The following is a 25,686-nucleotide window of genomic DNA, read 5'->3' as shown; positions in this document are numbered from 1 at the left end:
ATTGTTCTACAATTTGAATATTTGATTTAAAACAGGGTTGCTAAGTAACCTCAGTTCTGGATAAGCGAATTTGCCCTATAAAGCTATTTTTCTCACTCTCGGCGTTGCTTTTATTTGTAATAGCTCGCTATTACTGCATAAAAGCGCCTTGATACTGAACAAAATATCATCATTGGGTTGTACGTAAGTTTGTTTATAAAACATTTTCTATTCCAAAACCCTTATCCAAACCTGAGGTTAAGTAGAGTTACTCTCGTAGCAACACCGTATTTGCTTTTTTAAACTGGGCATAATTTGACACAATCACTTCATCGCCTAAACGCAAACCATCGAGTACTTCTACGCTGCGGATACTCGTCGCGCCGGTGTTAATTGACATACGTTTTGCAGTATCACCTTCGACTTTATAAGCAACATGACCTCCAGCATCTAAAAATGCGCCTCTACGGATCATCAATACGTCTTCTTTATTTTCCAATATGATCCTTGCTGATAACCGTTGGTTCTGCCGAATATTGCTGATGTGTTCTTGAGAAAAACGAACGCGAGTAGTGACCTCCCGATCGTTAACCTCAGGAGAAATAGCTGACAATTTGCCCATCACATCTTTACCGCCAATTTTCAACGCTACATCCATACCGAGGCCTAATTCATTTGCATAGCTTTCGGGTACTTGCAACTGCGCCTCAAAGGCACTTAAATCTACTAACGTCATTAATGCTTGGTTTTTTGATACGGCTGATTTAGGTTGTACTAACAAGTTGCCCACAATACCTGCAACACTTGCTTTCACATCTAAGTTATTAACTTTACGAATTAACTCATCCACCGCGAGCTGCTGTTGTGCTACGGTATTTTTTGCTGACTCTAATTCAAACGCCAAAGTGTCTTTTGTGATCTCCGCTTCTTTAACTGCATGATGAAAGGTAAGTTCAGCTCTTGCTAACTCATCTTGTGCTTGTTCCAAATCAATTTGGCTAATAAGGCTTTGCTTAATAGACAGTTGTGCACGTCTATTTTCGCGTTGGGCCGCCGTTAATTCAACTTTTGCCAAATCTAATGCCTTGTTCAGTGCTAGCGTATCTCGTCTGGCTTCTAATTCACGACGTGACAGCTCTCCATGAAGACGGAGTAACTCTGATTGTTGTTGTTTTAATATATTTTCCAATTCAGGGCTGTCTACTAACGCCAGAGTCTGCCCGAGTTTAACTGAGTCTCCAGCTTTCACTTTGAGTGTGACAAAGCCTTGCTCTGGACTATATGCTTGTGGCGCATTCGCAGCAACCACAAACCCCGTTGCCGCAACATCTCTGACAAAATTACCCACAGTCACTTTCGCAATGTTTAAGCTACTTTTCGCTAAAGATAACTGTGCATTACTGGTATTAATCACTGCATTGGCAGATACTGCAATCCCCAAAAGTAATGCAACGCCCAATAAGCCTTTTTTAACATGTGATGATTTGCTCACTTGAACGGGCTTATCTTGTCCACTGGTGTCTTTTATCATTTTCTTCTCCTTACAACAGTACTCATTGCTTCACATAGGGTGACCAAAGCAACAGCAATAAACATAATTACTGGAGAAATTAGAAACGCACTCGTTAACAACATCTTGTACTCTTTAAATAATCTGACTTTCCTTTTACTATCCGAATATCATGCCAAAAAATAAACACCTGATTATAAAGGAGTTTTAATTTTAATGAGTGGTATTTATTGTCCGCGGACAGTTCAAAGTGTCCGCATGGACACTTTTACTACTGTTAAGTCCTGTTCACTCAACACAGTAAAACGTGATCTAAATGATAGTGATCAAATATTGCGCATTATGCAGCAATAATGGGAACTAAACCCAATACAAATTATTTTCATGACTTATTTAATTTATTAAAATTAAGAATAGAGTATCCACGTCATCAAAATTCACAACAATCCCGCCCCCACCAAGGAAGCAATCGAAAGCCATTTAAAATTAAATTTTAAATTATTGTTTTAACTTAAAATAAAATCACCCTACCTGAATCCACCTGTTCAAAAAGACGACAAATATACATCTATCACAGGAACAGTAATGAAACGCACTATCAACAAAGTTGCTAAAAAATCACCAAAAACCGAAAATATTCGCCCACAAGAGTTAACTTAATGTTAATAAAAACCCATTAATCCGAGTTAATATTTAACATTTCTACACACTTCTTTCACATTTATGTTCAATTATGTAACCAAGTAAAGCAAAAAGGATTATGTAGCATGGGAACTTCGAACCCTCTTTTTCCAAAAAGAGACCTTTTACAATGTGAAGCAAATAGCTTGATTGATTTACTCGCATCGGACGCACTAAGTAAGCCTGACCAAGAAGTTTTTCAGTTTATAACTGCGAAGGGTGAGCAATCAGTAAGCTATGATTACAAAACGCTCGCGACGGCCATAAGCCAAATAGCTCATACATTGCTCTCGCTGTCTAAATGTGTGAACTCAGAACAAGATCAAGCACTCATTGTGCTCCCACAAGGTGCTGATTTTGTATCTGCTTTTTACGGATGTATGGCCGCGAAGGTTATTGCAGTCCCTTCTTTCCCACCTAAAAATCAGCTACAAATTGAACGACTCGATTATGCGATTAGTGACTTAGGCAACCCAATCATAATCACTAATAGGGAGATCCTTCCCTTACTGCAAGAACAACTTGTTGATAAACATGTTCGTTGGTTATTGGTCGAGGATTGTACCAATACGCATGCGCCTGGGTTACATGAGTTCAAAACTGATAATGCCGATATTGCCCTATTGCAATATAGCTCTGGCACCACAGGTAAGCCTAAAGGTGTCATCATTACCAATCAAAACACCCTAGAAAATTCTGAACTTATACGCCAAAGTTTCGGACACGTAGAAGACAAAACTCGAATGATGTTATGGCTTCCTCCCCATCATGATATGGGGCTAGTCGGTGGTGTTATGCAAGGTGTTTATACCGGATACCCAACCCTACTAATGCCAACTGATTTATTTTTACGTAGCCAATTTACTTGGTTGAAGGCAGTCACTGATTTTAAGGCGACCACAACGGGCGCGCCTAATTTTGCATTCGACTTGGCACTCAAAAACATTCGTCCAGCTAGATTAGCCGAGCTTGATTTATCATCGCTTGAGAATCTATTTTGTGGTGCTGAGCCTATAAATTCGCATACCATTACTCAGTTTTTTGATAAATTTGCGCAATGCGGCCTACAAGCCAATGCTTTTTTACCCTGTTACGGTATGGCTGAAGCAACCCTCATGGTAAGCGGGAAACCTCATGGGCACCAATACAAACAACTGTGTGTTGATGAACCATTACTTAAACGCGGTGTTGTAAAACAAGCATCGGCTGAAGCGAAACACAGTCAATGGTTGGTCAGTAGCGGCACTGTACATCACTCTCTTAATGTTAAGGTAGTTGACCCCATTTCACACTCTGAGGTGGCACAAGGGCAAGTGGGGGAAGTGTGGCTACAAGGCAGCAGCATAAGCCCAGGATATTGGCAAGATGAAGCTCGGACCATCGCAAACTTTGGCCTACAACTGGATAACTACGACGAAACATTTCATCGTACAGGTGATCTCGGTTTTTATGATAATGATGAATTATTCATCACTGGCCGCTTAAAAGAAGTCATTATTCTCAGAGGTGCCAATTTCTATCCTCAAGATCTTGAGTATGAGGCATCTCTGGCTTTTCCTGAGTTAAAAAATTGCCGAAGTGCTGCATTTTCGGTCATGCATGAACAGAATGAGCAATTGGTGATGGCCATCGAGGTGCCTCGTAATATTGACAACTTTGAGGCACTAACTACGTCGTTGAACACACGATTAATTGATCGTTTTGGTGTCAAAGCAGACCAAATACTGTTTTTACCCCGCAAAACCATCAAGATCACCTCATCAGGTAAGTTACAACGCATTGCAATTAAGCAGGCGTTTGAGAAATCTGAGTTGCATACGTATTTCCATTTTAAATTTCAAGAACAACGACATAGTTCTAACCCAAAATCCAGCGCTTCGCACACGCTTAACTTGAAAGATACCCTCAATATTGAACACTGGTTAATTCTCCAAGTTACTGAACTAACGGGTGTTGCAAGTGCACAAATATCACCTAAAGACTCTCTCGCTAATGTCGGACTAGACTCGGTATTGGCCATGGAGATCCTATTTAGATTAGAACAGCAAACCGGCGTTTATTTGGCTCCCGACATACTTTATAGCTGTAATACTCCCTCTTTGCTGGCGAACAAAATACACCAAGTAGCAAATAAAACGACCCCAACGGAGTTAGACTCAACATGTTAAACCCCTCAGTTGAAACTGTGTCAGCAAAGCTATGCCACTTTATCGCCACCAGCTATCTCGATGACGATGAACAAGTTGCCCCTGACACACCAATAATCAAACTAAACATCTTAGATTCAGCGTCTATTTTTGACGTTGTTGAGTTTATACATCGCGAATTTGCATTGCGATTACCGGTTATCGATATTCACCCTGACAATTTTGCGACCGTCGCAGTACTCAGCAAAGTCGTCGAACATCACAGCAATAAGGAGGCCGCACTATGATCCCTAATCAATGGTATGCAATTTCAAGAATCCAAGATGTCAAAAAGAAACCAATCGGGCTAAAACGTCTAAATAAGCTACTCGTATTATATCGCGATACAACAGGCAAGCTCGTCTGCATGGATGATAAATGCCCACATAAAGGCGTTATGTTAAGTCGCGGACAGCAGCATGGTGATGTAATTGCCTGCCCTTACCATGGCTTCCAATTTGACCAAAAAGGTGATTGTGTTCACATGCCTGTATTGGGAAAAAACGGTGACGTTCCTAAAGGAATGTGTGTAAAAACCTATAAAGTAAAAGAAGAGTTCGGACTCATTTGGTTTTGGTATGGTGATCAATTGCCAGAGAATGAGTATCCTGAAGTTCCTATGTTTAAACAGTTCAAAGAATACCAAGGATACTATTCTTTTTACGGTTGGGATGCACCAATCAACTACACTCGCTACGTTGAAAGTGTGTGTGAAATTTATCATATTCCCTTTGTTCACAAAGGATCTGCAATCAACATTTGGGATCCTAAAGGCGGTAAAGTAGACAACTTTGAGTGCAAAGTAGATGGCACGCTAATAACCAGTGATTTTGTATTACGCCCTGATGATGAACGTACAGCAGAGGAAACTCTCGTCGCTCGTAAGCCTTGGACTCGTGGTTGGAAGTTTGGTATTGATGTCCAAATGCCTAACTTGGTATTGATCAGAAGTGATGTGTTTGATGTTATTTTCATACCGACCCCCATAGACGACAATACCTGCTGGGTCTGTGTTTGTTACCAAGAACCCAAACGTGATTTGCTACTGCCACTCATTAAACCACTGCCGATCCCGTTTTGGCGACCAGTGCGCCCATGGTACATGTGCCGTATCGAACGTTTTGTACAACAGGATAAAGATATGGCTGTGATCTCATATCAAAATCCAAAAGTATCAAGTCCAAAGGCCAATCGTCTGATCCCACTAGATAAAGTAAACGCACATTATATCCGCTTTAGAGAAAAGCTGATCCGTGAAGCAAACGAACAAAAGGCTTTGAAGGAAAAAATTTCCACTAAACCTACAGGTGAGTTTGAGGCGCCTTCCCTTGAACAAATCATTGGCATTGAAGAAATCAACTAAATAAACGGATTTATACATGACACTAAACACCCATTTAGCGGCTGAGATTCAGCCGCTCATACTCGATATCGTTAAAGAGCAAACCTGCTATTCAGAGTCAGACTTAGTGCTCGATCAAGCTATGGAGGAAGGCCTAGGTATCGACTCCATTATATTGGCAAGTATTGTGGATGAAATGCAGCCGCTATTTGCTTTTGAGAACAAACTCAATACAGCAAGCTTTAATACCATTGCCGATCTTATAAATTGTTGTAAAGACGTTGCAATTACAGAAAAAGGACAACAAAAACTTGCCTCACTGGGCATGAATATCAGCGTACAACCTGTGCTGAAAGATACTAACCAAATTGTCACTGCTGATACCTCAATCTCCTCTCAAACCATGCGAGATTTCGTGGCGGATGGGAGTCCTGACCTGTTCAGTAAAGTGAGAAAGTTTAATGATTTCTATTCATCACATGAAAAAACGGGCGACTTTTGGTACGGCATGCCACTTAGTTCAAAATGTGAGAATCGCGCCATTATTTTTGATGCATATCAAAATAAAGAGCGTGAGTTCTTAATGTTTGCGTCAAACAACTACTTAGGCTTAGCCAATGAACCTCGGGTTGTTAACGCAATTAGTGATGCTGTAAAGCAGTATGGAGCCACTAACACGGGATGCCGCTTAATTGGCGGTACGAACCACTTACACCTTGAATTAGAAGAGCGCTTGGCCCGCTTTAAAGGCCGTGAAGCCTGTATTGTATTCCCTTCAGGTTACTCTGCTAATTTAGGCACAATTTCAGCATTAATGGGCCCCAAAGACACCATTATCACTGACGTGTATAACCATATGAGTATTCAAGATGGTTGTAAATTGTCTGGTGCTAAAAAGCGAATTTACAAACACAATGACATGGCGTCATTGGAAGAAGTCCTTAAAAACTGTAGTGATAATGACGGTGGTAAGCTCATTGTCGCTGACGGCGTATTTAGCATGCACGGCAACATCGTCAAACTCCCTGAAATGGTCAGGTTAGCGCGCAAATATCAAGCCCGTATTCTCATAGATGATGCTCATTCAACTGGGATATTAGGTGCCACTGGTTCTGGTACAGCTGAACATTTCAACTTAAAACATGAAGTAGACCTTGAACTTGGCACCATGAGTAAAACGCTTGCCGGTATGGGGGGGTTCGTCTGCGGCGATAAAGAGGTTATTGATTATTTGCGTTTTTATGCAAATTCGTACGTCTTTGCAGCCACCATTCCTGCCCATGTTGCTGCTGGGTTAATACAGTGCATCGATATCATGGAAACACAACCCCAGAGGCTAGAAAACCTTTGGAGTAATGTCAATTACTTACATAGCGCACTTCGTGAGTGTGGATTTGATACAGGTGATTCAGAAAGTGCCATCATTCCCATCGTTATTGGCGATGAAAAGCGCACAATGGAGCTGGGCCATCATGTTCGACAAATGGGCATGTTTTGCCAAACCGTTGTCTTTCCTGGCGTTGCCGTAGGCGATGCAAGACTCAGGATCAGTGTGCTCACTCAACATACTAAAGAGGATTTAGATCAAGCAATAGAAATATTAATTAAAGCCGCAAAAGAAGTGGGTTTACCCGGTTTTAATAGCTAAGGAGTAGTGATGAATAACACGTTGTCAAATGCGCTGCATACCGCGCTATTTCATTGGGCTCAATCCCAACCAGAGCAGCCGTTTCTATTGGCTGAACCAATGTGTAGTTACCAACAAGCCGCAAATTATGTTGGCGCCTTGGCAACTGTGCTTCAATCAACCAAACGAACGGCTATTTGGCTTGAGAAGAACAATCACTATGTATTGGCAATTTTAGCCTCTTTAACGGCTCGATCTGCTTATGTGCCAATTGACGCAAAGCAGCCTGCGGCACGAGTCTCACTCATTTTGGGCGACGCAGAAGTGGATACGCTTATTGTAGACTCTACACACCTAACCCAAGCGATAGCCCTACAAAGTGAATATCCAAATATTCGCATCATTGAAATAAGCAAAACAGGCGCATCAACACCTAACATAACCTCTTTTAATTGGTTTAAACATATTCACACTTCATACAAAAAACCAAAGGTAAGCTTTGATAACAATGACCTAGCAGCAATTTTATTTACTTCTGGCTCAACAGGCCGGCCGAAAGGTGTGAAGTTATCAGTCAAGAATTTGTTACATTTTATCAACTGGTGTCAACAATCATTATCGTTATCAAGCACACATCGTTTTTTAAATATCGCCAGTTTCAATTTTGATTTAAGTACCTTTGATCTCTTTATGAGCTTGACTGTTGGCGGCAGTTTATACGTCACATCAGAAGACGTCGTAAAGCAGCCTTTGCTTTTGGCAAATATCTTAAAAGAGCAAAAAATCAACGTGATGTATACCGTCCCTTCCCTGCTGAATTTAATGAATAGAATTGCACTTTGGCAACAAGCTCAAGTGCTATCACTCACCCATATTATTTTTGCTGGTGAGGTCATGCCAAAATCCTGTTTACGGACGTTAAATGACAACATTCAACACTGCCGGTTTTTCAACTTTTATGGGCCTACTGAAACAAACGTCTGCCTTGCATACTCCATCACAGATGAAGATATTATCAGCGACGGGGCAATACCCATTGGTACACCCTTTGGCGATAGCCAAGTCCAGTTAGTCGGTGAAGATAACGTAGAAATACCGCAATTAGAAGGTGCAATCGGCGAATTAGTCGTCAGGGGTTCGTGCGTTACCCCTGGTTATTGTAATGAAGGCCAACAAAGTAAAAACCATCAGCAGCACCTTCATAAAACAGGTGATATTGTGCAATTTGCAGCTGGTAAATATTACTTTCTCGGCCGCCGTGATCGCATGATTAAAGTTGCCGGCTTTCGTATTGAACTGGGTGAAATCGAAGCGCGACTGAGCCTGCATGAAAGTATCACAGAAGTCGCAACGCGATACTGTATAGAGTCAGCAAAAATCATTGCGACGTACTCACCAACAAATATGGCAAATAAGCCCAGCGCCATTGAACTAAAAGCATACTGTGCAGAACATTTACCTGTGTACATGATCCCACATCGCTTTAAAGCACTCAGTAAGTTACCTAAAAACGCCAATGGAAAGATTGATTATCCACAACTGGCGAAGGTGGAGTGCTCATGACATTAAATAACAACACCGCAATTGCACTGATTGATTGTGCCCACCTTATTGGCTCACCAAAAGATGGTTCTTTGGCCTTGCTAAATGATAAAAAGCAATACGCTAAATTTGCTATTCCGCCAATTTATCGCACAGCAATCAATCGTATGCAGCTACCCCTATTACAACTCAGTAGTACGTTAATTGATACCCATAAAGCGCACATCAATAACGATAGAACAGACGTTATTCTATGCACCCACGCTGGCACTGATAGACAATTAGCGAATCACTATCGGCTCACTGCGAATGCGATGCTCAGGGAGCTAATGCATTTAAGCTGTAATAAGTCAGCATCACAGTTGGCTGATTTGTTACCCACTGAGCTAAACAGCAGCCATGATAAAGTCGGTGAGATGGCAACGACAATGGCAACCCGTATAGCACAGAGCTGCGGATTAAATGGCCGTTCGTTTGCTATAGAAGCGGCCAATAATAGCTTTGCACAAGCTATGGCATTGGCGTTCGATAGCTTACGTACTGGACAAACTGACTCTGTTCTAATTGCAATTGCTAACGACATACCCAACCACTCCAATACGCAGCGCCTTGGTGCGAGTGTGCTGCTTTTGAAGCGTTGTAATAAACCAATAGACAACGCGAGAGGATATCTAGTCAACGCCTTAATGTGTGAAAAAAACCGCATTGTTGAGCATGCAAAGACTGAATCATCACAGAGCGTGGTACTGTGCACAATCACAAATGCGCCACTGACTGAACAACTAAAACCCGCGCTTCACACACATAATATTAATTTAGACCTTCGTGCAAATATATTGCCCGATACCGGTATCGTCGGCAGTGCTTTAGTACTTAATAATTGGTTAAAAAAGCCAAACAATCATACCAGAGCTTTATTTTTCGACACAAACGAGGGGCACTCCGCACCGAGCTTTACTATCAGTCGTACTTTTTGCCCAATCGCAGTAAATGAGGCACATGCGGTTGTGCTATGCGACCATCAGATTTGGATGGCTAACCGCTCTGGCGTTACTGAATATTGGCAAGGCCTCACGGATAAAACGGGCGGTATATCATCTTTAATCCATGATACATATGCGTCAGGCTCCTTATATCATGAAAATGGGGCGCAACATGACAGCTACTATTGCAATGCGGCAGCGAAGCTTAATACGACACACCGAGATCAACTTGGGCAACCTTCCCCTAAAGGCGTGCTCGCCCAAACGCTCAAGCAATGGCCATCTTTAGATATACCAAAACATAGTCGGTCCATGGTTATCACGGCGACTAATTTAGGCCCATATAGTGAACGTCGCAAACTACTCGCATCGAAATTAAAGGCACTATGTACGCAATGCTACGAGATACTCAATGGCAACAATCCAAACAGTTCAGCACTTACGTCTCTCAGTGAATGGCAAACACAATTTAATGAAGATGCATTAAGTGAAGACTTTCAAGCCAGTAACTTAAGTAAACAAGTAGCCACGCACTTTGCATTAGAGGATTGCCAGCACCTTGCGATTGAAGCCGCTTGTGCCGGATCTATTGCCGCATTGGATTGTGCCAAAAATGCCATCGCCAGTGGCAGAATTGACGTTGCAATTGTCGCCGCACTCGAGCTGCCCGTCAATTTACATGACCTCAGTGTATGCTCTAACCAACAAATGCTTTCACGTGACGTTATAGCAACTTTTTGCCAAACTGCTGATGGCTTCACACCCGGTGACGGTTGTGCAATGGTCGTGCTAACCACCAATACGCTGGCTCAAAAATACGATTGGCCAATAAAAGCGGAACTTAATGCGATTGGCTCCAGTACGCTCAGTAAATCGATGATAGCGCCTAATACTGAAGGCCAGATTCAGGCAATGCGCCATGCTTTTGCACAAACATTCATAAAACCATCGCATATTGAATTCGTAGAAACACATGGGACAGGCACGCCTATTGGGGATTCAGTCGAAATCAACGCCATTTCATCTATCTATGGCGCCCGTACACACAACCAATTGAAGCTAGGTGCGCTCAAAACACAATTTGGGCATACATTCGCAGTAGCCGGATTAGCAAGCATTATTAAAGTGCTACTGAGCTTTGAACATAATCAAATACCAAGAAATTTAATTCGAGGTGATCTACACAGCGACTTACAACTTTCTCAGCTTGGCTATGACCCTCTGAACTCAAACCAAGCTTATTCGACGCCCAAAGGAATGCGCCATGCAACGGTCAACGGGTTTGGCACAGGTGGTGTCAACTATCACGTAATTATGAGCGACTTTGCTTAATATTCGCAAAGTATCAAGGAACCAACGATGAACTTTAACTTTACCGAAAAACAACAGCGTGTCGCAGACCAAGCAAAAATGATTGCTCAAACGTTAAATCTTGACGATTTAACGCAACGCGATTTGGCCGGTACATTTTCCAAGCCTTTATTTCGTCAATTGATCAACCAAGGCATTGGCAACTGGCTGCTACCAATCAGTATGAAAGGCGACAACCTCAATGCCCTTGAGCTGACAGCTGGCATTGAATCCTTAGCTGAGCAGTGTGAAGACTCTGGATTAGTTTTTGCGCTTTCCGCCCATTTATGTGCTTGTGTCCATCCTATTCGCGCATTTGCGTCCGACCAGCAACAAGCACAGTGGTTACCAAAAATCACCAGTGAAGCATGGCTTGGCACCCACGCAATTACAGAGTCTCAAGCAGGCTCTGATATTTACGCCATGACAACACGTGCCGAGAGATCTACCCAAGGGTTTGTTTTAAATGGGCACAAAGAATACATCACAAATGCACCTGCGGCCGACTTTGTGGTGGTACACCTTCGTACTGAAGATAGAGATAATTACTTTGATTACTCTACTTTTATTTTAGACTCCCATGAATGTGGCGTATCAATTTCAAAAACACCTCATAATAAATCAGGCTTACGCACAACCGCGATGGGCGACATTTATTTCGACAACTGCCTATTACCTGAATCGGCTCTTATTGGGCGTTTAGGCGCTGGCGCGCCAATTTTCCAAGTCTCTATGGAATGGGAGCGAGTATGTTTGTTTGCACTTTATCTTGGGCAAATGAAGAGGCAACTACAAAAAACAGCGCGTTATATCAGTGAACGAAACCAATTTGATGCTCCCCTATCCAGCTATCAGTCAATACAACACCAATTATGCGACATGTACTTAAACTACGAGTCTAGTCGGCTGCTTTTATACAAGGCCGCCTGGTCCCTAGATAAAGGCGATGTGTCTGGCGTCGCCAGTAGTTTGGCAAAAATAACCGTGTCTCAATCCGCGATTAGTAATGGCCAAACTGCCGTCCAGCTACATGGGGCTAAGGGAGTTTTAAGTGGTGATATTGAGCGAATGCTTCGAGATGCCATGCCCAGCGCCATTTTTTCTGGGACCACCAACGTGCTCAAAAACAATATCAGTAGCACGCTCATCAAGCGCTTAAAAGCTCAGTGGATTTAGGAAAACAACATATGCAAATTCGATTAGGACAAGAAGTATTAAGCCGAGAAGACCTGCTAGATAGTGCCGGGTTATTAGTAGAGTTTACACAAGCTAAAGGAGATATGCTCACGTGGAGAAAAGATGACCAACAACATCAAGTATTAGATTTAGTAGGAGGCTTTGGTAGTACGTTATTGGGCCACAATCACCCTGAATTAGTACAAACAATGCAACAATTGCTTAGTGCTGAACGGCCAATGTGGGTGCAAGGTGCACAACGCCCAATGGCTCGTCAGTTGCGTGCTGTTTTGGCTGATAAACTCTACAGCGAAACACAAAAGCAATATCAAATTATATTACTAAATACAGGAACAGAGGCTGTAGAGGCGGCCTTGAAGCATGCACAATATGAATATTTCCAACGGCTCAGTAACGCACAAAAAGACTGTGCAGAGAACTGGCGAACGCTACTCGTTCGACTATCAAGTAATCATACACTACTCAATCGCGACTTTTTCACTGAATGCGAACAGTTACTTGAGCAGGAGCCTATTGAAACGCTGGATGAGCTTAAATCTGCTATTGAATATAGAAACCAAATTGCATTTAATTTGCCAAGTAAAGTGGCAGCCTTTAAGGGCGCGTTTCACGGGAAAACTCGAGGGAGCCTAGCAACAACGTATAATCGCGATGCGCGCTTGCCTTTTATATCAAACAATACTGATACCACTTTTATTAACGACACCAACGCGTTTATTGAAAAGTTAAATACATGGCAAAGCCACTATTGGTATATTGAATTCTCACCTGTGCGTCTCGTGAAAAAACCAATAAATCAACTGGCGGCGTTAATTTATGAGCCCATCCAAGGAGAAGGTGGTGTCGTGCCACTATCCTCAGCACATATCTCATTATTGCAAAATATTCAAACTCACTACCCAGATACCGCCATTATTGCCGATGAGATTCAATGTGGGTTAGGCCGCACTGGTTCATTTTTGGAAAGCTCGAGGTTAAACACGCCAAATGACTACATAACCTTGGCGAAATCTTTAGGGGGTGGGTTGTGCAAAATATCGGCGATAGCCATCGAAAAGAGTCGTTATCATAAAGAGTTCAGTATGCTACACAGTACCACATTTTCTGATGATGACCTGAGTAGCGCCGTCGCAATAAAAACATTAGCACTGATTGACCGGGATGATATTAAACACAACGCGGAACGTATTGGTGACGCATTTTTAAGTGCATTTTCAACGCTTGCGAAGGAATATCCCGATATGATCGCACATGTTCGGGGCAGGGGGTGTATGTTGGGAATAGAGCTGGCGTCACAAGCTAATCACCCCAGTGCCACTATCGCTAATTTAGACAGTGAAAATGTGCTCTCCATGACCTTAGCGGGTTATTTGCTACATAAACACCACATTCGCGTATTACCATCTTTAGGTAAACGCAAAGTACTGAGAATGCAGCCTTCAGGTTACTTCTGTCTTACCCAAATCCCTAACGTGGTTAGCGCATTTCGAACCGCTTTTGACTTAATTCGCAGCCATCAAATTGCCCCTTTGTTGGCCCATTTAATTCACAGCGACGTAGCCGTTACTCCTTGCAATAAAATCATGAATCATCCACAGCGTGATGACCCCATCAGCGCAGGAATTGATAAAGTCGCTTTTATTAGTCACCTAATTGATCTCAATAGCCTTAACGAAATTGACCCCGGTTGGGAGGTATTCGATGAATATGAGCAAGAAGAGCTCAATCAACATATTCTACCCGTCACCATTCCCAGTATATTAGCTAGAAGACGCGTCACCTCGAATACCGGAAAGCAAATTGAACTGGTATTATTCGGTATTCAGATGGATGCTGAAAGTATTGAAGCCGATAGGCGCTTCAATCAAGCTAAAGTCATTCGTAGCCAAGTCCATGAAGCCTACAGATTAGCGCGTGAAGAAGGATGTAAACTGGTTGGGTTTGGTGGCTATACCTCAATTGTTACCAACAACTGCTGCGACTTTACGTTCAATACACCTGCTGCAACATCAGGCAATGCCCTTACCGTCGCCGCCAGTATCAATACTGTTTTAAGTAGTGCAGTACGTCATGGTATTGATTTAGAACATGCGTCAATCGCAATATGTGGCGCTGCAGGCAATATTGGTCAAGTACACAGTGCTATTCTAGCGAAATATTGCCAATCTCTGTTACTAATAACACGCTCAGGCAGTGCAAATAACATTAACAAAACCCTCAATATTATTTGCGAAAATCTCTACTTAGCTGTAGATACGCAGCAAGAAGGAGGGAGGCTACTAAAAGCATGTCGAGACTGGTTATCACCTCGTTTAGGCAATGAGACACCGAGCAGCTTGGTCAAAGCGTTACAACGTATGCTGCTCGCGCGTCAGCTGATCACTGTTAGTGAGCAATTTGAAACATGTCAAACAGCCGATGTCATTGTCAGTAATACCAGTAGTCCAGCGGCAGTTTTCACCCCCGCCTATATTGCCCAACATAAGCCAGTATTAATAAGTGATGTCGCAGTACCAAAAGATGTGCCTGAAGACATTATATTGACCCGCCCCAATGTTAAATTGATCCGCGGCGGAGTCGTTAATTTACCTAATAATCCCCATTTCACTTTGCCTGGCATGTTACTGCCATCAGGCCAAGTATATGCTTGTTGCGGCGAAACAATGCTGCTTGGTTTAGCCGGTATATTTAGCCATTTCAGCATGGGCGCCCTGACCTGCTCGCAGGTAGAACAAGTGCAAGCTTTAGCGGCTATTCATGGCTTTGAACTCGATCAGGAGAAACCGCAAAATGACACCTTGCAAGCCGCTAGCTGATCTTGTTGCACAATGTGTGGAATTGGCAAAACTCGTGCCCTCTTCACATAATTGTCAGCCTTGGCAGGTTCAATGGTACGCGCAAAGTGTACCATTTGATGGCTGCCTTCAAATTGGCTTTAACCGTGAAAACATGATTAATGCACTTCCTGCGTTACAGAACGAAATGTGGATGAGTTTGGCAGGCTTTAGTACGGTATTAATCAATTTGCTAGAGTCATTGGGGGCTAAGTGTGTGATATCGAGCCCAATAGTGCAAGGCGTTCATATTTCAGCCTGTGAACACAGCTATCTCTTAGAAGTACATTTGAGCTATCACCCAACACAGCCTGATTTAGCCAAATTTCACCACATAAAGTCATTATTAGAACAACGACATACCCACAGAGGCGCACTACGTGGTTGTGCAAAATTAATGCCTCAGAAGCACATATTAACGACCGAGCTTTGGCATAACCCGAACATTAGGTGGTTAAGCTTAGATACTCGCAAACACCAACAAACGGCTGAGCTTGTTAGTCAATTTGCCAGTCAAGATTTCAAACATGCCAATGCATGGAAAGAGACATATCGATTTATCGACTTCTCAAAGACACCGAATAGCGACCGAGGCTTCAATATTCAACAATTGATGGGACCAATGTCATTATTTAAGCGGCGCTTTCATCAAGTATTGCTCAACCCTATCACAATGACGCTATTAGCAAAGTTTGGACTTGCTGAGCATATGGCAAAAACACTGGGGGAGCTAACAGCACACAGTACACAAATTATTTGCCTATACCAAAATTCGCAACAGTCAACTTATGATTGGCTCTGTGCCGGACAAAAAATGATTGAGATGTGGTTACAAGCGACCGCGCAAGGGTTAGCAGTCCACCCACTGAGTGTACTTCTGCAACACCCAGATGCGAAAGCAGCACTGCATCACAATTTAGGTCCGCAATACTTCCCTTTGTTTATTGCCAGAGTGGGCACCAGTGAAGCTAATCCCGAATTTACGTCTCAATTTAGATATCGCACATCATTGTCGCGCATATTAAAACAACACTAAAAGGATCATTATGAAACAACTCATTTTTTTCTTGATGTGCTTTGCCTCTTTTGGCAGTAAAGCACAAACAGATTTACCGTTAGGTCTTTGGATAGACAATGCTGAACGTATTTTACGCGCTCAAACCTCTGCATCTGTTCTGAAAATGAATATTAATAAGGCCGAATACCAGCGTGATTTTACGTTATTGGTGCTTACTGACGATAGAAACGATACCCAAAAAGTGATGGTTCGCATGCTCGGGCCAGCATTATGGCGAGGCAATATGACGCTTAAAATCGACGACCGTATTTCATTTTTTGAACCTCGAAATAAACGCACGACAATTATGAGTAGTTCAATGTTGGCATCGAGTTGGATGGGCAGCCATTTTAGTAATGACGATCTGATGCGCGAAACTGATTTAGCAAGGCACTACAGCTATGAAGCAAAAGAAGCATGGCAAAAAGACGCTCGTAACTACCACCTAATTGAACTCACTCCACAGCCATCGGCGCCCGTTGTGTGGGCAAAGGTGCTATACAGACTATATATCGACAATGACCGTGTTTTTCCTGAACAAGTGACCTATTACCGACGAAAAGAAGACAAGCATCCAGAACGCACATTGACCTATTCAGAAGTAAAAAATATGGATGGCATGTTGGTACCCACCGTGATGGAAATGCGAGTCAGTGATAAACCTCAAGAGTTCACCCGTATGCACTATCAAAAAATTAAATTTAACACTGACCTCGCTGCAAGTAAGTTTTCAGAACAAGCATTTTTATAAGGGCAAAACATGAGACTATTTATAAAACTCGCTTGGCGAAATCTACTACGGAACCGCAAACGTAGTACAGTGACCGCATTGGGGATCACTTTAGGTATTGGCTTTTGTATCACCACCTTAGCCATCATGGATGGATTAAGTCATGATTTAGTCACTGGGACTACCGCAGGACAGGTCGGACATCTACAAATCCACCAGCAGGACTATTTAGCAAAACGCCAATTACAGCAAACCATTTCTCACGACACCGAGCTGCTCAACGTCTTGCGCGCCCGTAAAGATATTTCTGCCGTCGCGGCGAGATTATATAGTTTTGGCTATCTCAGTAAAAATGATAAATCTGTGGGTGTTAGTTTGTTCGGTGTTGAACCTCAGCACGAGCGTTTAGTCACAACATTGGCACAACAAATGGTCAGCGGTGAATTTTTAAGCAAACCGACTCCTTGGCCATTAAGTCGTCCATTGACCGATGCACAACTACGCTTAGATGAACAATTAACTGCACAAGCTGTCGTTGCCGCATTTGCTGAATTAGATGGCTTATCTTCGAATACCTCATCAACTCAACAACACACCAATCAACTGATTGACACACTCGCACCGTTACCGGATGTGCCACCAAAGGTTATTTTAGGTGTGAAATTGGCAAGAAATTTACAAGCCAATATAGGGGATGTTGTTACGTTATTGTATGAAACATCAATGGGAGCCCAACAATCGTTACAGCTAGAAGTAGCTGGTACCAGTCGTCAGGGTACTGATCTTATAGATCGAACTCGAATTATATTTCATTTAAATGACCTACAAAAACTGTTGCAGCTGCCCAAACAAAGTCATGAAATTGCCATCAAAACATATGACTTAACCACAGTGGCACGTACACAGAATGCCCTCACTCCGGTTATTGCAGAGCATAAGCAACCATTAACCGTACAAACTTGGTCACAGTTACGCCCAGATATACTGGCCTTGATCCAGTCAAATCAAGCGCTCATGGGCACGTTGGTGTTTATCATTTTCTTAATCGCTGGCGTCGGAGTAATGAATGCAATGCTGGTCAGTGTGATGGAACGCAAAAAAGAACTGTGCCTGCTCAAAGCGCTTGGTCTAAAAGGCAGTAATGTTGTGTGGGTGGTGACAATAGAAACCTTACTACTTACGCTTATCGCATCAATTGCTGGGCTTATCATGGGAATTACGCTGGGTAGCTATTTACAACAGTATGGTTGGGATATTAGCCAATTTGGTGAATTTAGCTTGGCGGGTGTGGGTATGACCACCGCACTTAAAGCAAAATTAACATTAGATAACTTATTCACTCCTGTATTTGTCATGTTCATCATCGCATTGCTCGCCGCGCTATACCCTGCTTTGTCTGCCGCAAAATTAATACCAGCACAAGGAATGAGAAGCTCATGATACATAAGCTCGCATTACGAAACTTACTTAGAAATAAACGCCGTTCATGCTTAACGTCGGTTATCATTGTTTTTGCTTTTAGCATGATGGTTTTATTTATGGGCCTCTCTGATGGAGGCCATAAGGCCATGATTGATATTGGCGTACGCATGGGCTTAGGGCATATCATCGTGCAGCATAAATCCTTTAGTGATGACCCATCATTACAGCATTTAATCGTTCAACCAAACCAGTTAATTCAACAAATACGGCAAAATAAACCAGAGTTGACTGCCGTTTCACGATTACGCGTCGATGCACTCATTCAAGCTGGCCGCCATGGTGTTGCATTAACCATTTCTGGTGTAGAGCCTGCCAAAGAAGTCAAAATGTCAGCCATTGCTGACCAAAGAGCCATCACTAAAGGGAAAACGCTCGCTGAGTTCCCCCAAAGTAAAACGTTCCACCACCTTGATGGCATTGTCATAGGCGAAACCTTGGCTAATAACTTGGAAGTACGTGTTGGAGATACAGTCACAATCACAGCTAAACCAGCCAGTGGCGCCGATTTATCCCGCGCAGCATTTGTGGTAGCCGGTATTTTCAAAACCGGCTTACATGAGCTCGATACATTCTGGGCTGAGGTCCCGCTACACACTTTGCAAGCACTGTTAGGGGTACCAGATCAAGTCAGTCAAATTAGTCTATACAGTCTAGAAACACCTGAAAGCTTAGCCCACACCACCACGCAACTTCAAACGTCATTCAATCATGTGAACATATCACCATGGCAAACTGCCGCTCCCGAACTCTATTCGGCCGTCACGCTCGATGCTGCTGGTATGTACCTACTGATGCTTATCGTCTATGTCGTAGTCGCGGTTGGTATCTTGAATACGGTGTTGATGTCGACTTTTAAACGGAAAAAAGAATTCACAATGATGATAGCACTTGGTTCAAGGCCCAGTACCGTATCAAAAATTGTGCTACTAGAAGCGGTTTATCTCAGTGCTTTTTCTCTCACGCTTGGTCTTGCTTTAGGTTTGTGGGGACATCACCACTTTGCAACGCAAGGTCTAGACTTTAAAGAGGTTTTTGGCACTGCAATGGAAGCAGGTGGGGTATTATTACCTGACAAATTTTACTCAATATTAGACGCAAGCAAACTATCACTTAGCGTTCTATTTGTTTTTCTACTTACTCTTGTTGTTACTTTGATCCCTGCGATCCGTGCAGGTCACCGTTCACCGCTTGCTGCAACCCAAGATGCCTAAAGGAATAATCATGATCACTCTTAATAAAATTAATAAAGTTTTTGCCGACAAGCACCAATCTTTTCACTGTCTCAAAGAGATAGATTTGACGGTTAAACAAGGCGAATTCACAGTTATCGCAGGGCCTTCAGGTTCAGGGAAATCCACCCTGCTCAATATTATTGGTATGTTAGATCAGCCTACAAATGGAACCTATCAATTTGATAACAAAGAGGTTGCTAAATTCAGTAATAATAAATTGGCAGACATCCGCCGAGAAAAAATTGGCTTTGTATTTCAGGCATATAACTTAATGCCTGTCCTAACTGCTTTGGAGAATACTGAAATGATAATGGAATTCTCTGGTATCGATAAAAAGCAAAGAAAACAACGCGCCATAGAAACGCTTGAAGCCGTTGGGTTAGGTGAATTTAAAGACCGCTTCCCAGCCCAACTCAGTGGCGGTCAACAACAGCGCGTAGCCGTTGCACGCGCTATTGCAGCGAAGCCTTTGTTAGTCATTGCAGATGAACCTACAGCAAACCTAGACTCACGCGCCACCGAAAGCTTACTGGATCTCATGGTGTCCTTGAACCAAAAGCAAGGGATCACGTTTATATTCAGCTCTCATGATCCCCGTGTTATCGAACGTGCACACCGCGTTATTCATCTACAAGATGGCAAAGTCATCCGTGACGAACAATTGCAACATATCTCATCGACACATTCGCCGGCGGCAATCCCATCGTGATAAAAAAAGCACTCATCAGTACCTGCATATTAATGCAGGTTACCAGCACCGCGTTCGAAGATGACTTTGAGCTGCTATTAGAATCACAAAGCACGCCAGCACCCATGTGGTCTGGCGTGTATGAAGCTAATATCGTTGCCATTGATGGCCATGACCGCGCTGCACTTGGCTCCAATCAATTCGTCCGATTAGAATCGCAGTCGTACCTTTTGCAAGGCGAGTGGGTAAATCATGCACAAATTGATTTCGATTACGTGGATAATCAATCGGCATTATCCATGTTCACACCGTCACCAGTTGTTGACCGTAAACTCGATGCGACATGGCAAGATGAACACAGCCATCATCAATGGCTCGGACAGCTTGATTGGAGTTACTGGCAACGCCGCTTTTCTCGTAGCAGCCTCACGCTTGGTCGACAGCCGATCACGATTGGTCTGGGTCGGATTTTTTCACCAATTGACCCGCTTGGGGCATTTAACATCTTCGATTTGGATAGGCTATACAAGTCAGGCGTAGATGCCATTAAATACGACTATTTCTTCCCCAATACAGTACAAACTCAGAGCGTTATCACTGTAAATAATAATGGCCACGTCAACCTGCTACAAACGCTAAAGGGAAGCTTACAGCAGGGTGTTTGGCTGCTGACTCTGGCAAACCGAGAGTCACAGCAATACGCCTCTTTGAGTACACAGCATTTCATCAACTGGCTCAACGTTGATGCATATGCCGAGTACTTATACGGTGATTTATCACAAACCAGTAAACAACTTTTTGAGCAATCATCCCAGCAACGCATGCTGCTAGGGTTAAGTAGGAAACTCGGTGCCAATGGCATGTTGACCATCGAATGGACTCAACAAACGCTGGCAGCCGAAACTGCTTCTGATTATCTGCTTTGGCAAAAACGTTACGCACAAAGCAACATTTCCAACCTCGGAATTGCTAAGCGTTACATGGCGGTTTCTTTCACTGATGAATGGAGCGATTTAACTCGCTATGAATTATTGGCAATCCAAAACCTAATTGACAACCACGTTAACATTTCAGCCGTAATTACCCATTCTGCAAGTGACAACCTACAAATACGACTCGCGCTGGCCTATACCCCACAGAAAGGGCAAAGAAACAGTGAATTTGAACAGTTTTCAGATCTTTTGCAGTTTGGGATCCGTTACTATTTTTAAGGATAAATGATGCAACTAAGCACTTTAAGAAAGCTCATCTTTGATAAAAATATCTTTGCGTTCCTGCGCCTTGGAAAGCAAGTAGATACCGTATATCGAACCAGCTTTGTCACCGCAGCAAACTCCAGTGGTTTACTCAACAGTTTGAGTCAAGCAGAACAAAGCTTAGACCAGTTACAGCAGCAACTCACCATTGAAGACAATAAACGAGATGCGCTTGAGGCTTGGTTAGAATGTGGTGTACGTTTAGGTGAGCTTGGATTTAGCGCAGGCCGATATCGTTTAAAAGGTAAACTAAGTCGTCACTTAGCTAAACAAGAAAATCAAATTGCAGCGGCCATGTTCGAAGAAGCCATTCGTTATCATTATGACGCGCTACTGAGTGCCCCAACTCGAATGAAACAAAACAACGCTTACCAACTCTCAGATCAAGACGGTAAAGTGATTGCCCAGTCATCCCAAATTTTAGAACCTTTCGTGGAAGAAGCCATCGAATGGGGACTAAAAAAGCAACCTCAACCGAAGGCTATTTTAGAAGTCGGGTGTGGTGCTGGCAAGTATTTAGTGTACCTCAGTAAACGTCTTAACAGTTGCGATATTACCGCAATTGATTATCAAGCTGATGTTGTTGCCCACGCTAATCAAACCTTAATTAAGCACGGTATCAAAAGTGTCGATTTACGCCATAAATCATTCTTTGACTTACAAGGCGAATCACAATATGACCTGATCACGTTACATAACAATATTTATTACTTCACTGAGAGCCAGCGACAAGCAGTGCTAGCCAAAGCCCTCTCGCTTCTCAAACCGGGTGGACAGCTACTCATGACCACCAGTTGCCAAGGTGGCAGTAGCGCCATCACGGCGTTAAACCTCTGGTTCAGCTTAAGCGATATTGGCGGAGCATTACCTGATGTTGAACAGCTTAAACGCTCACTCACTCGCACAGGCTTTTCTCAAGTCAACAGTAAACGCTTAATGCCCGGTGAAAGCTACTTTGCATTTTTGGCACAAAAATAAGTTACTTCTTGCGTAAGGACATACACATGACAATTCATTCTCTTGCCATTAAACAACCGCTCTGTGAGGGCATTATTCATTTTGATACTCGACGCAGTGCGCGTGCCGAACAGGTAGGTGGTAAAGGTGCGTCACTAATTGCGATGCACAATGCAGGCTTACCAGTCCCCAATGGCTACTGCATCACTGTCGCATTATTTGAAGAATTTCTTGAGCAAACTCAGCTACTCGTACACTTTGATCTGACCCAGGGCGCGACACAGTGGCGCGCACTGGCTGAGGCTATTTTGACCGCCAGTATACCAGAGCATATCGCCGAGCAAGTCTGTAATGCCGCATCCCTATTAATTGGTCCTGTTGCAGTGCGTTCTTCTGCAACGGATGAAGACAGCGAAAGCCACTCATTTGCAGGCCAACACCTGACTAAACTTGCAGTAGAAGGCACCGACAATATATTACAAGCAGTTAAAGCTTGTTGGGCTTCGGCATTGAGTGACGCCGCATTTCAATATCGACAAACCTTGGGCCAAGCAACTGAGCTACCAAAAATTGCTGTAGTTGTCCAGCAAATGCAATTTGGTGATGTATCCGGAGTGGCATTTGGCCAACACCCAACCACACTCGAACAAAGTGCATTTATTATTGAAGGCTGTTACGGTTTATGTGAAGGGCTAGTTTCAGGCCAAGTGAGCAGTGATAGTTATCATATTGATAAAACGCATGGCGAGTTAATTGCGCATGCAACCCAGCCAAAGCAACATCAAGTCGTTTATCTTAATGGCGATATAAAAAAGCTTTCAGTTCCACCAACTTTACAAAATGAGCCAGTACTCAACCATATTGATCAACAAGCTCTGTATAGTGTGCTCCGTCAAGTCGAGTCTTATTTTGGCCGTCCGCAAGATGTCGAGTGGACAATCAGTGACGGCAAAGTCTGGCTACTACAAAGTCGACCTATTACCAGTCAAAAAGTGAAACCAGAGCCTTTTTATTTAGGTAATAAATCAATGCACGTACAAAAAGACATTCTCTGGTCTCGTATGGACATTGGTGAAATATTTACCGGTCGTATGACACCATTGGGACTGTCATTTGCCCAGTACTATCAAACCCGTGTACACATTGATTGCGGTAAAAAGCTTGGTTTACTGGATCTCGGTGAAGCCAATGAAACTATCGCTTATTACAAAGGTCACGTTTATTTAAACGTATCGTATACAGCGTGGCAGCTATCTCAAACTCCTGTCGGAGCAGATCAAACCCCATTTTTAGCACGTTTTAGTAGTGAAGCCATCGACCTAACTGGATATGAAAACCCCTATGGTACCGCTCACAGCCATCCCGATATGACACCTAAACAGTGTTTAAAGTATTGGATCAAGCAAAATGTTAAAGAATTTTTTCAAGCAAAACGTCGTGCCAAATCAATGATAGCATCACGTTTTGAAGAGTTTGATCGAGTCCAAGTTCAAGATATTACCGCGTTGTCTCACGAAGCACTCAACAATGAATTTACACATTGCTTAACGTATTTTAAAACCATGCACGAAGGTTATTTACCCTATTATATCAATGCGTTTGCCTGTTATGGGTTATTGGAAGAGCTCAGTGCTAAATGGTTAGGTGATAAAAGTAAGCACCTACAAAATAAAATTAAAGGTGACATGTCAAACTTGCGAACCGTCGCCAGTGCACAAGAGCTTTGGCAATTGTGTAAAATACTAAATGCATGGCCTCAGGTTAAAGATGTATTTACGAACAAAACGATTTCTGAAATTGAAGACTTCCTCACCACGACCTCACTCGGACTGAGATTTTCGCAAGGCCCTTTGGCCAATTTTATGCGCGATAATGGTGTACGTGGCCGTGAAGAAATGGAACTCACAAACCCACGTTGGTTAGACGATAGAACCTACGTGCTACAAATGATAAAGCTCTATCTAAAACAAGGCTATGAAGTCGATGGTGCCTTGGCTGAACAAACACAAAAACAGCAAAAAATCAGTCGTGATCTACTGAATGAACTGAGCTGGACACAGCGTTTTACAATTAACCGAGTTATTTCACTATATTGTGGATGTGCCAAATTACGCGAAGAAACACGCATGAGTATGACCACCTCAATTTGGTTAATTCGTCGCGTAGTGTATGAAGTCGCCAGACGTTTAATGCAAAAAGGACTGTTAACCCATCTTGACGACGTCGCGTATCTCGATTTTGAAAACATCATTAAATACTTAGACAAGCGCTGCACAGCCGAACACCTCGTCGATCAAACGCAACTTAATAAGCACCGCACGCAATACCTGCAATGGCAAACACAACCAGAGCCGCCGCTGACTTTCATTGGTCAACCTAACAGTCAACCTGATCTTATTTTTGATCCGAGCTTAACGTCGTTACAGGGGTTAACGACCTCAGAAGGTTTTTGCAGAGCACGTGCCTGCGTGATCACCGATTTAGCAACCCAAGCCAGCGACTTTCAAAAAGGCGATATCCTGGTTGCGCCCTTCACCGATGCCTCGTGGACCCCACTGTTTGCACTTGCCAGTGCGGTTGTTACGGATATTGGCTCAATGCTATCTCATAGTTCAATTGTCGCCCGTGAATTTGGGATTCCGTGTGTGGTAAATACCCACCACGCCAGCACCCTGATCAACACCGCAGACGTAGTCACTATTGATGCCCATAGAGGGCTGGTAATTGTAGATAAGGAAGATTAAATGCCGATTATTATCGATAAAATAAAACTGAAATCAACCGCACATAGAGCGCAATTTGAACAGTGGGTCACAGACACGGATTACGTCGCATGTCGTGATTTACAAACCGTAAAACGTTTTGTGGTGAGTAAAGTACATAACCTAGATTATGACTATGTAGAAGTTGTATCCGTCACGTCATTGGCTGAATTCGAGTTAGAAACCCATACTCCTTTGTTTCAGTCTCTAGTCGAAAGATTCACACAAATGGCAGATGTGGTGGAAACCATCCACGCAGATGAGCTCATGCCGGGTTATCAATGGTGATCA

The 25,686-nt window shown here is 43.0% G+C and carries 18 protein-coding genes; 17 read left to right on the top strand and 1 reads right to left on the bottom strand.

Features of this window, described 5'->3' with window-relative positions; genetic code table 11:
* Positions 1 to 247 precede the first annotated feature (247 nt).
* Positions 248 to 1,510: an efflux RND transporter periplasmic adaptor subunit gene (locus tag PAUR_RS22290; protein ID WP_192509912.1), complete on the bottom strand. Its 1,263-nt coding sequence runs from the start codon at positions 1,508 to 1,510 to the stop codon at positions 248 to 250.
* Positions 1,511 to 2,256: 746 nt separating this feature from the next.
* On the opposite strand from PAUR_RS22290, the gene PAUR_RS22285 reads away from it, so the two are divergent.
* From PAUR_RS22285 to PAUR_RS22205, 17 genes are read left to right on the top strand one after another with little or no spacing between them, the layout of a single operon-like run.
* Entirely contained in the window at positions 2,257 to 4,338 is a 2,082-nt protein-coding gene (locus tag PAUR_RS22285; RefSeq protein WP_192509911.1) for an AMP-binding protein, read from the top strand.
* The gene (locus PAUR_RS22280; protein ID WP_192509910.1) at positions 4,332 to 4,604 is read left to right on the top strand and encodes an acyl carrier protein; all 273 of its coding nucleotides are present in this window, start codon (positions 4,332 to 4,334) and stop codon (positions 4,602 to 4,604) included. The genes PAUR_RS22285 and PAUR_RS22280 overlap by 7 nt, the downstream gene beginning before the upstream one ends.
* Entirely contained in the window at positions 4,601 to 5,719 is a 1,119-nt protein-coding gene (locus PAUR_RS22275; RefSeq protein WP_192509909.1) for a Rieske 2Fe-2S domain-containing protein, read from the top strand. The genes PAUR_RS22280 and PAUR_RS22275 overlap by 4 nt, the downstream gene beginning before the upstream one ends.
* Positions 5,720 to 5,735: 16 nt before the next feature.
* Positions 5,736 to 7,346: an aminotransferase class I/II-fold pyridoxal phosphate-dependent enzyme gene (locus PAUR_RS22270; RefSeq protein ID WP_192509908.1), complete on the top strand. Its 1,611-nt coding sequence runs from the start codon at positions 5,736 to 5,738 to the stop codon at positions 7,344 to 7,346.
* A gap of 9 nt (positions 7,347 to 7,355) precedes the next feature.
* Complete coding sequence (locus tag PAUR_RS22265) at positions 7,356 to 8,888, top strand: AMP-binding protein (protein ID WP_192509907.1); 1,533 nt, start codon at positions 7,356 to 7,358, stop codon at positions 8,886 to 8,888.
* Positions 8,885 to 11,182 carry a polyketide synthase gene (locus tag PAUR_RS22260; RefSeq protein ID WP_192509906.1) on the top strand — a complete coding sequence of 766 codons (2,298 nt, stop codon included), beginning with the start codon at positions 8,885 to 8,887 and terminating at the stop codon, positions 11,180 to 11,182. Before PAUR_RS22265 ends, PAUR_RS22260 begins: the two co-directional genes overlap by 4 nt.
* Positions 11,183 to 11,209: 27 nt before the next feature.
* Entirely contained in the window at positions 11,210 to 12,376 is a 1,167-nt protein-coding gene (locus PAUR_RS22255; protein ID WP_192509905.1) for an acyl-CoA dehydrogenase family protein, read from the top strand.
* Positions 12,377 to 12,387: 11 nt separating this feature from the next.
* Entirely contained in the window at positions 12,388 to 15,213 is a 2,826-nt protein-coding gene (locus PAUR_RS22250) for an aminotransferase class III-fold pyridoxal phosphate-dependent enzyme (protein ID WP_192509904.1), read from the top strand.
* On the top strand, positions 15,188 to 16,267 hold the full coding sequence (locus PAUR_RS22245) for a nitroreductase (protein WP_192509903.1): 1,080 nt from the start codon (positions 15,188 to 15,190) through the stop codon (positions 16,265 to 16,267). Before PAUR_RS22250 ends, PAUR_RS22245 begins: the two co-directional genes overlap by 26 nt.
* A 10-nt stretch (positions 16,268 to 16,277) precedes the next feature.
* Positions 16,278 to 17,039: an outer membrane lipoprotein-sorting protein gene (locus PAUR_RS22240; RefSeq protein WP_192509902.1), complete on the top strand. Its 762-nt coding sequence runs from the start codon at positions 16,278 to 16,280 to the stop codon at positions 17,037 to 17,039.
* Positions 17,040 to 17,048: 9 nt separating this feature from the next.
* Positions 17,049 to 18,458 (top strand): ABC transporter permease, encoded by a 1,410-nt coding sequence (locus PAUR_RS22235; protein WP_192509901.1) that lies wholly within the window; start codon positions 17,049 to 17,051, stop codon positions 18,456 to 18,458.
* Positions 18,455 to 19,711, top strand: a complete 1,257-nt coding sequence (locus tag PAUR_RS22230) for an ABC transporter permease (protein ID WP_192509900.1) — start codon at positions 18,455 to 18,457, stop codon at positions 19,709 to 19,711. Before PAUR_RS22235 ends, PAUR_RS22230 begins: the two co-directional genes overlap by 4 nt.
* Positions 19,712 to 19,721: 10 nt before the next feature.
* Entirely contained in the window at positions 19,722 to 20,441 is a 720-nt protein-coding gene (locus tag PAUR_RS22225) for an ABC transporter ATP-binding protein (protein ID WP_192509899.1), read from the top strand.
* Complete coding sequence (locus PAUR_RS22220; RefSeq protein WP_192509898.1) at positions 20,438 to 21,631, top strand: hypothetical protein; 1,194 nt, start codon at positions 20,438 to 20,440, stop codon at positions 21,629 to 21,631. Before PAUR_RS22225 ends, PAUR_RS22220 begins: the two co-directional genes overlap by 4 nt.
* A 9-nt stretch (positions 21,632 to 21,640) precedes the next feature.
* Positions 21,641 to 22,654, top strand: coding sequence for a class I SAM-dependent methyltransferase (locus tag PAUR_RS22215; protein ID WP_192510175.1), 1,014 nt, complete (start codon positions 21,641 to 21,643; stop codon positions 22,652 to 22,654).
* Positions 22,655 to 22,680: 26 nt separating this feature from the next.
* Complete coding sequence (locus PAUR_RS22210) at positions 22,681 to 25,377, top strand: PEP/pyruvate-binding domain-containing protein (RefSeq protein ID WP_192509897.1); 2,697 nt, start codon at positions 22,681 to 22,683, stop codon at positions 25,375 to 25,377.
* Positions 25,378 to 25,683: a RedY protein gene (locus PAUR_RS22205; RefSeq protein ID WP_192509896.1), complete on the top strand. Its 306-nt coding sequence runs from the start codon at positions 25,378 to 25,380 to the stop codon at positions 25,681 to 25,683. It abuts the gene before it with no gap.
* Positions 25,684 to 25,686 lie beyond the last annotated feature (3 nt).

Origin of the sequence: Pseudoalteromonas aurantia 208, from assembly GCF_014858725.1 — a bacterium.
GTDB lineage: Bacteria > Pseudomonadota > Gammaproteobacteria > Enterobacterales > Alteromonadaceae > Pseudoalteromonas > Pseudoalteromonas aurantia.
This window is presented reverse-complemented; position numbering and strand designations above follow the sequence as displayed.